The 8,349-nt window shown below is 44.7% G+C and carries 7 protein-coding genes; all 7 read left to right on the forward strand.

The features are described from left to right. Positions 1-160 precede the first annotated feature (160 nt). The 7 genes from AB4496_RS17405 to AB4496_RS17435 all read left to right on the forward strand — a co-directional run bounded on the left by AB4496_RS17405 (position 161) and on the right by AB4496_RS17435 (position 8,340). Positions 161-1,420 carry an imelysin family protein gene (locus AB4496_RS17405; RefSeq protein ID WP_102258309.1) on the forward strand — a complete coding sequence of 420 codons (1,260 nt, stop codon included), beginning with the start codon at positions 161-163 and terminating at the stop codon, positions 1,418-1,420. A gap of 112 nt (positions 1,421-1,532) precedes the next feature. After that, positions 1,533-2,921 carry a di-heme oxidoredictase family protein gene (locus AB4496_RS17410; protein ID WP_102258310.1) on the forward strand — a complete coding sequence of 463 codons (1,389 nt, stop codon included), beginning with the start codon at positions 1,533-1,535 and terminating at the stop codon, positions 2,919-2,921. A 158-nt stretch (positions 2,922-3,079) separates the two neighbouring features. After that, the gene (locus AB4496_RS17415; RefSeq protein WP_102258311.1) at positions 3,080-4,141 is read left to right on the forward strand and encodes an imelysin family protein; all 1,062 of its coding nucleotides are present in this window, start codon (positions 3,080-3,082) and stop codon (positions 4,139-4,141) included. Continuing rightward, the gene (locus AB4496_RS17420; RefSeq protein ID WP_102258312.1) at positions 4,131-5,219 is read left to right on the forward strand and encodes a DUF1513 domain-containing protein; all 1,089 of its coding nucleotides are present in this window, start codon (positions 4,131-4,133) and stop codon (positions 5,217-5,219) included. The genes AB4496_RS17415 and AB4496_RS17420 overlap by 11 nt, the downstream gene beginning before the upstream one ends. An 81-nt stretch (positions 5,220-5,300) precedes the next feature. Continuing rightward, the gene (locus AB4496_RS17425; RefSeq protein WP_009848831.1) at positions 5,301-6,839 is read left to right on the forward strand and encodes a murein L,D-transpeptidase; all 1,539 of its coding nucleotides are present in this window, start codon (positions 5,301-5,303) and stop codon (positions 6,837-6,839) included. A 199-nt stretch (positions 6,840-7,038) separates the two neighbouring features. Further along, a complete protein-coding gene (locus tag AB4496_RS17430) occupies positions 7,039-7,587 on the forward strand; it encodes a YcbK family protein (RefSeq protein WP_009848830.1) in 549 nt (182 codons plus the stop codon). A gap of 99 nt (positions 7,588-7,686) precedes the next feature. Beyond that, positions 7,687-8,340: an MBL fold metallo-hydrolase gene (locus tag AB4496_RS17435; RefSeq protein WP_004733386.1), complete on the forward strand. Its 654-nt coding sequence runs from the start codon at positions 7,687-7,689 to the stop codon at positions 8,338-8,340. Positions 8,341-8,349: the final 9 nt, after the last annotated feature.

An 8,349-nucleotide genomic window follows, 5' to 3' on the forward strand; every position in this document is an offset into this window, starting at 1 on the left:
CTATAGCACAAAAGTATTTAAAGACCTCACAAATGTGAGGTTTTTTTGTATTTATCTTGCAATAAAATTGTAAGTTTGTATTATTCAAATCTGTAGTGTAAATGATAATGGTTTGCACTATTACTACGAATAATAATTCAAAGCTCAACAAGGATGCTTCATGACCATTAAATCTTTAGTGACAAAAGCCGTAACTTCGTCACTCATTTTTGCCTCTGCTTCTTCTTTTGCAGCAGTAACTCAAGATCAAGTTGTAGAACATTACGCCGATATTGCTCATGCAGTGTTTGCAGATTCAGTAATTACAGCAAAAGCGTTGAACTCTTCTATTGATACCTTCTTAGCTTCTCCTTCTGCTGGCAATTTCGAACAAGTAAAGCAAGCTTGGCTAGACTCTCGTGTACCTTACCAACAGTCTGAAGTATTTCGCTTTGGTAACGTTGTTGTAGATGATTGGGAAGGCCAATTAAATGCATGGCCGCTAGATGAAGGCCTTATCGATTACGTTTCGACTGATTACCAATATGAACTTGGTAACGAAGGCGCTAGCGCAAACATCGTTGCAAATAAGACTTTCCAAATTGGTCAGACAACAGTAGACGCAACTAACATTACTCCAGAGCTAATTGCAGACCTGAACGAGATCGGTGGTTCTGAAGCGAACGTAGCGTCTGGCTACCACGCGATTGAATTCCTACTTTGGGGCCAAGATTTAAACGGTACTAACAGCGGTGCAGGTGAGCGTGCTTACACTGATTTCGTTGTTGGTGCTGAGTGTACTAATGGTAACTGTGACCGTCGTGGCGCATACCTAAAAGCATCAGCTGAACTACTTATCCAAGACCTAGAGTGGATGGAAAAGCAGTGGGCTGAAGGCGAGAAAGGCAACTACCGTCAAGAGCTTCTTTCTGAATCTAGCGAGAACGGCCTACGTAAAATGCTATTTGGTATGGGCTCACTATCTCTAGGTGAACTAGCGGGTGAGCGTATGAAAGTTGCACTAGAAGCAAACTCTACTGAAGACGAGCATGATTGTTTCTCGGATAACACGCATAACTCTCACTACTACAACGAGCAAGGTATCTACAACGTATACACTGGCTTGTACAAGCGTGAAGATGGTTCTCTACTTTCTGGTCCTAGCCTGTTTGACCTAGTAGAGCAAAAAGACGAGCAAGCGGCGAAAGAGATTCAAAAGCAGTTTGACCTAGCACGTGCGCAAGTTGGTCAACTTGTTGTGTCAGCAGAGAAAAATAACCAGCACTTCGATCAGCTAATTGCTGCTGACAACGCTGCAGGTAACGCGCTAGTAAACAAAACAATTGTTTCGCTAGTGTCTCAAACTGCTGCAATCGAACGTGCTGCTGGTGTTATTGGCATTGATAGCCTAAACCCAGACACAGCGGATCACGAGTTTTAAGAACCCGAGTCCAAAACTATTGTAAGGGCTCTTATTGAGCCCTTAATTGTTTGTTATTCAAAAAAGTTACTCTCTAATAAAAACTAAAATCAAAAACACAGCAAGGCAATGTATGAAGTCGTATCTCTCAGCCTCACTATTAACCGCACTGTTTTTCTTATCTCCATTGCACGCCCATGAAACCTACTCTGGAGGCAAAACCACAGTAAAGAAAGAGGGCGCGAACGCTTTTTCTCTTCCTGCAGCCAACCTTCCAATGAGCAAACGTTTGGATTTCAGCGTAGGTAACAGCTTCTTTAGAAACCCTTGGGTTCCTGCGCCGTCATCAACCGATGCGCGTGATGGATTAGGTCCATTGTTCAATACCAACGGTTGTCAAAACTGTCACATCAAAGATGGTCGTGGTCATGCGCCTGAAAAAGATGACCAGAACGCGGTTTCATTGTTGGTCCGCTTAAGTATCCCTGCTGAAACGCCAGAGCAGAGACAAGCCTTCATTCGTGATGGTGGTATTCCTGAACCAACTTACGGCGGCCAGTTACAAGATTTCGCGCTTCAAGGTGTAAAACCCGAGGGCAAAGTGAACATCAGCTACACCGATGTTCCTGTTGAATTCAAAGACGGTACAGTCGTTACTTTGCGTAAACCAATTTTAAAGATTACTGATCTTGCCTTTGGCGAGATGCATCCTAAAACTGAGTTTTCAGCTCGTGTTGCGCCGCCAATGATTGGCCTTGGTTTACTTGAAAGCATCCCGCAAGAAACGATTCTCGGATTTGCTAAACAGCAGTTGGCCGACAAGCAAGGTGTTTCAGGCAAAGCGAACTACGTTCTTGATGTTCAAACTAACGATATGGCGTTGGGTCGATTCGGTTGGAAAGCTGGCCAGCCAAACCTAATGCAGCAAAATGCGGCTGCGTTTAACGGTGATTTGGGCTTAACGAGTCGCTTATTCCCGAATGAAAACTGCACATCAGCGCAATCAACCTGTGATGATTTCCCAAATGGTGGCGAGCCAGAAGTCAGTGATAATATATTAGACTTCGTTGAGTTTTATTCGCAGCATTTAGCGGTCCCTATTCGTCGCAACGTCGATAAGCCTGCTGTAGTGCAAGGCAAAAAATTATTCAAAGACGTTGGTTGTCAGAGTTGCCACCAAGCCGAAATTCGCACAGCAGAGCGTGAAGGGTTACCTGCGTTGTCTAAGCAATTAATCAGCCCGTATACCGATATGTTGTTGCACGATATGGGGGAAGGCTTAGCCGACAATCGCCCTGAATATCTTGCCAATGGCCAAGAGTGGCGTACGACGCCATTATGGGGATTAGGCTATACCAAAGAAGTGAATGGTCATACGTTCCTGCTTCATGACGGTCGCGCAAGAAACGTTATGGAAGCGGTACTTTGGCATGGGGGTGAAGCAGAAATGGCGAAACAAAACGTTTTAGCTCTTAGTAGCAGCGAACGTGAAGCGATATTGGCGTTCTTAAACTCGTTATAGGCTGAGTTGAATTCAGTTTAGTTAACGGCTAGTGACTTAAGAAAGCCGCTATCAAACCACTTAGCACCGCTGAACTTGTAGGAATACGAGGTCAGCGGTCGTTTGGTATTTAATGAACTCATATAATTAAAAGAAAAATTAGGAAGTAAGGTAACAGCATGACGCATAAATTTTTGTTAATGCCTTTGTCGGTATTAATCATGGCAGGCTGCCAATCATCGGGTGAACAAGCTGCTTCATCTGAGGTTAACGGTGTGTCTTATCAAGCTGATACGACCGACCACATCAGTCGCAGTGTCTATCAACAAGAGTTTGATTCTGCCGTCCTATTCGCCAAGCAAGCCAATGAGCTAGAAGTCTTGATGCAGGGTTACTGCCAAACTAATGATGTTGAGTTAGATGCTTTGAAAAGTCAGTGGCAGCTCACCATGAACAGTTGGATGGCACTGCAAGGACAAGAAAGAGGCCCAACTGCGGCACTTGAAGAGAGCTGGAATATTCAATTTTGGCCTGATAAGAAGAACACCACCGGTCTTAAAATGCGTCAATTGACTCAGCAGGATAAAGCATGGTCTCAAGACGAAATCGCACAGCAGAGCGTGACCGTTCAAGGGCTGGGTGCGTTGGAATGGTCCCTTTATGACGAGCAATCGTCACTGCTTCAAGACAAAGCACTAGGCTGCCAATCATCACAAGCGATTACTGAAAACTTAGCGATTAAGTCATCTTCGATTGCACAGGCATGGCAGGTTAACCCTTGGCTAGCGTTAGACGAGACTCGTTGGGAGTCTGAATACATCGCTTTATTGACCAACCAACTTGATTACAGCATGAAAAAGCTGAGTCGTCCGATGGCTAAAATCGGTCATCCGCGTCCTTACTTCTCAGAATCATGGCGTGCACAAACTTCGATGACTCAACTAAAAGCGAATGTAGCAGCACTTCAGAATTTGTACCTAGCCGATGGCAATGGCCTAGACGGCTTGTTGAGAGAGAAGGGCTTAAATGACCTTGCTGACCGTGTTGCTGACCAGTTCACGCTAACGTTAGATACTTGGCCTACAGACTCAAGTTTGTTCGAGTTGCTGCAGAGCAAAGAGGGCTATCGAAATGTGCTGACTCAATACAACAAACTAGAACGTTTGAAGTACCTGATTCATGAAGAAGTGGCAATAGAGCTTGGCGTGGTAATAGGATTTAATGCTACCGATGGTGACTGATACTACACGAAGAACGCTACTCAAGGCTGCACTGGGTTGTGCTGCTGTACCTGTACTTCCGTTTGGCTGCGCTAGTCGCTCTGGCGCCGCAAGCACATCTAATGATCCTCAACTGATCGGCTGTGCGCTTAATGGTCGTGGCCAATATTCAGCGGTTGTGGCTGACGAATATGGTATGCCGTTGAGTCAACTGCCGATCCCAGATCGTGGGCATGGCGTCGCAATTTGCCCAACATCATCACATGCGGTGGTTTTTGCTCGTCGTCCTGGTGACTATTTTATGGTGTTTGACTATAAAAATGGTCAGCAGATCAAGATGGTTGTGAAAGGTAACAATCGCCACTTCTATGGTCATGGCGTTTACTCATTAGATGGCAAGTTACTGTATGCCACGGAAGGGAAAACCGACAGTAGCCAAGGTGTGATTGGTGTTTACGATGTCTCACAAGGCTATCGTAAGGTCGAGGAGTTCACGGGCTTTGGTATCGGCCCTCATGAAGTGATCATCATGCCGGATGGTAATCTCGCGATTGGTGTTGGCGGCGTTCATACTGACGGTAGAACACCGAAAAACTTGAATTCAATGCAACCGAGTTTAAGTTATGTTTCACCTGAAGGTGCGCTGCTTGATCAGGTTGAATTGCTAGACAAGAAGCTGAGCATTCGACACTTAGCCCATGATGGTGCTGAAACCGTACTATGTGGCCAGCAATATCGTGGTGAACCAGATGAGTATCCTTCGCTGTTGGCGATGCATACTAAAGGTGGGCAGTTTGAATCACTGAATGCAGAACCAGAGCAATGGGCAAGGTTCAATCACTATATCGCCAGTATTGCGGCGTCAGATGATTGGATTATTGCGACTTCGCCAAGAGGCAACTGTTATGGTATTTGGTCTAAAGAAACCCAAGAATTGGTAGAGCTATCTGCGTTGTCTGATGCTTCTGGCGCAGTGCTACTTGATGGTGAGTTTCGACTCAGCTCTGGAGCGGGCAGTGTGGTGAGCCAACGCAAGCCTTATAAAAAATCCAGTCAGCAATCATCCGTCCAGTGGGATAACCATTGGAGTGCAATCTAGTTCATAAAACTCCTTAAAAAATAACATGCTTACTCCTATTTCTTTGCCATACTTATGAGATGATTGGTGATGGGGTTAAGCATGTTAGCAAAATACTTCTGTGGATTATTGGTGTTAGTTTCTGTGCATGCATGGAGCTATACGAGTTCTGACGAGAGCCGATTTATTCCGGCTGATTCAGAGCTCTCTTTTATGCTGATTTATCCAGAGCTTACCCAAAGTATTTATCAAGACTCATCTCTTCCAATTTTGTGGGATTCGCCTGAACTTGTTAAGGCGTTTGAATTCCAGTTGTCGCTTCTCGAACAAGCGCAAATGGCCCCGCTTTTTGAACGACAACTTAAGCAAATCCGCCACTATCAAACTCGTGGGCAATGGCAAGAGTTGGACATCTTGTTAACCGATACCTTTATTTATTACCTAAGCTACGTTGAGAATGCGCCACTTGCCGGTAAAGAGTGGTATTTCTCGGGCAAGCTGCATTCCAAGTTGCCTGCGCCTTCTCCACATATCCTGATGAGATTGAAAAGCAGTGTCACCAATGATTACTTATTAGAAATGGTATTGTCCTATGCGCCGCCTGTTGGGGATTTTGACCAATTCAAGGCGACCTACTCCGTGCTAGAAACTGCGTCTGAACTCAATATAGAGCGATACAGACAGAAAGGGTTGAAACGCTTAGGTGATGAGCTTTCAGACAAAACCATTCTTGTTGAGCGCATTGCTTTGGTTGGTGTTGATACCTCGATGATCGCGGTCGATTTCCCTGTATTTGACCAAGATCTGCAATCGGCAATTAAGTCTTTTCAGCGAATGCACGGCCTTACAGACGATGGGATCGTCGGGCCGGATACGATCAAATGGATCAACATGAGCTTTGATGAACGATTGACTTCGCTGGCTCTCAATGCCGAACGTGTTCGTTTGTGGCCAAGAGACAGAGACTCTCTCATCGTCGTCAATGTCCCTAGTTTTGATATGAAGTATTGGGAAGATGGTGAAGAGGTCTTTGAGTCCAAAGTCGTGGTGGGCAGAAAGTCGCGAAAAACACCGCTTTTAGAGATAAACCTAGATTCGGTTATCTTAAATCCTACTTGGAACGTGCCATGGAAAATCATGGTCAAAGACATCTTGCCTAAAGTAAAAGCGGATGAAAGCTACCTAGAGACACACAACTTTCAAGTGATTGATGGTTGGCGCACCATGGAAACCGTCGACACCACAGATATTGATTGGCAGACCATCAATTTCAATTCGTTCCCATATCGAATGCGTCAACAGGCGGGCTCACGTAATGCATTAGGTTTGTACAAGTTCAACACACCCAACAAGCGAGCTATCTATCTGCACGATACGCCAAGTAAAGGCCTGTTTAATGATGACTTCCGTGCTTACAGTTCAGGTTGTATACGTGTCGAACATGCAGAGGAATTGGCTGAATTGTTGTTTGCCACCAAGGTAAGGAAAGTACCTAACCAAAGTAACGATCTTGCTCCTAATACTAAGGTTCGCCTCAAGAAGCGAATCCCCGTGCATATCATCTATCAAACCGTGCTGTTTGAAGAAGGGGGCATACAGTATCGTGGTGACATCTACCAATATGATAAAGAGGGTGGTTAACCATCATTGAAGCCAATAAGGGTGATCTTGACCAAAAAATGACAACCAAGCTTCTATTGATAAAATTATAATGTGGATCAATAACTAATCGTGCAAAGGTTACAATTACTAACCTTTTGGGCGGTTTTTGTACGTTGACGCAGCAATTTCCATTATGTATCGTGCATTTTTCGTTCGATCTAATTGGTTTTTTTGCTGTATGTCTCAAAGTTTATTTTCACGCCGTCAGTTTCTGACTTACGCTGGTGGTACTGCTGTTGTCGCCTCAATTACTCCTTCTATCGCTTTTGCTTCATACCCTGATCAACCAAGAACGATTAGCATGAACAATCTTCACACAGGTGAACGATTAGAGACCTGTTATTTCGATGGTACTAACTATGTTGGTGATGAAATGGCTCGTCTAAGCAAACTGTGCCGTGATTTCCGTCGTAATGAGATTCATCCAATGGATAAGAACCTGTTTGATCAGATCACTCAGATTCAAAATGTACTGGGTATTCAAAAAGAAGTTCAAATCATCTCTGGTTACCGTTCTCCAGCGACCAATGAAGCACTGCGCTCAAAGTCGAGTGGCGTAGCCAAGAAGAGCTACCACATGTTAGGTAAAGCGATCGATTTCCGTATTGATGGCGTTAACCTAAAAGAATTAAGAGACGTTGCTAAAAGCTTGAATGCGGGTGGTGTCGGTTATTATGCACGTAGCAACTTTATCCATATTGATACAGGTCCAGCCCGCAGTTGGTAGCGTTAAGCTGAATTTACGAGCGAATGCTAGGTACTTGTCAAAGTAGACATCCAATGTCATAGTTTGCCCAAATTTCAGTTTGCCCTCTAAGGTTTGTATATGTCTCTTAAGTATCAAGTTGTCCCTGTTACCTCGTTCTCTCAAAACTGCTCAATTGTGTGGTGTGATGAGACAATGGAAGGCATTGTTGTCGATCCGGGCGGTGATGTTCAGCAACTGGCTGCTATCATCGAAGAGTTAGGTGTTAAAGTGGTGAATTTGGTATTGACTCACGGTCACCTAGACCATGTGGGCGGAACAGTACCGCTTGCTGAAATCTTGAACGTGAACATTGTTGGCCCACATAAAGCCGATAACTTTTGGCTTCAAGGTCTAGAGAATCAAAGCCAGATGTTCGGCTTCCCACTGTGTAAAGCTTTTGAACCAAACACTTGGTTAGAAGAGGGCGACAAAGTGACTTTTGGTAACCAAGTTATCGATGTGATTCACACGCCGGGTCATACTCCGGGTCACGTCGTGCTATTCAGTGAGCAAGCGCGTATGGCGTTTGTTGGTGATGTTTTATTTAACGGTGCTATTGGTCGCACGGATTTCCCGCAAGGCGACTTCAACACGCTAATTGCTTCAATCAAGACTAAACTTTGGCCGCTAGGCAGTGACGTGACATTTGTACCGGGCCATGGTCCAGAGTCTACATTTGGTCGTGAGCGCGCATCAAATCCATTCGTTGCCGACGAGATGCCTCTTTATTAATTAAATCTT

Origin of the sequence: Vibrio sp. 10N.222.46.A1 (assembly GCF_041473595.1) — a bacterium.
GTDB classification, from domain to species: domain Bacteria; phylum Pseudomonadota; class Gammaproteobacteria; order Enterobacterales; family Vibrionaceae; genus Vibrio; species Vibrio tasmaniensis_A.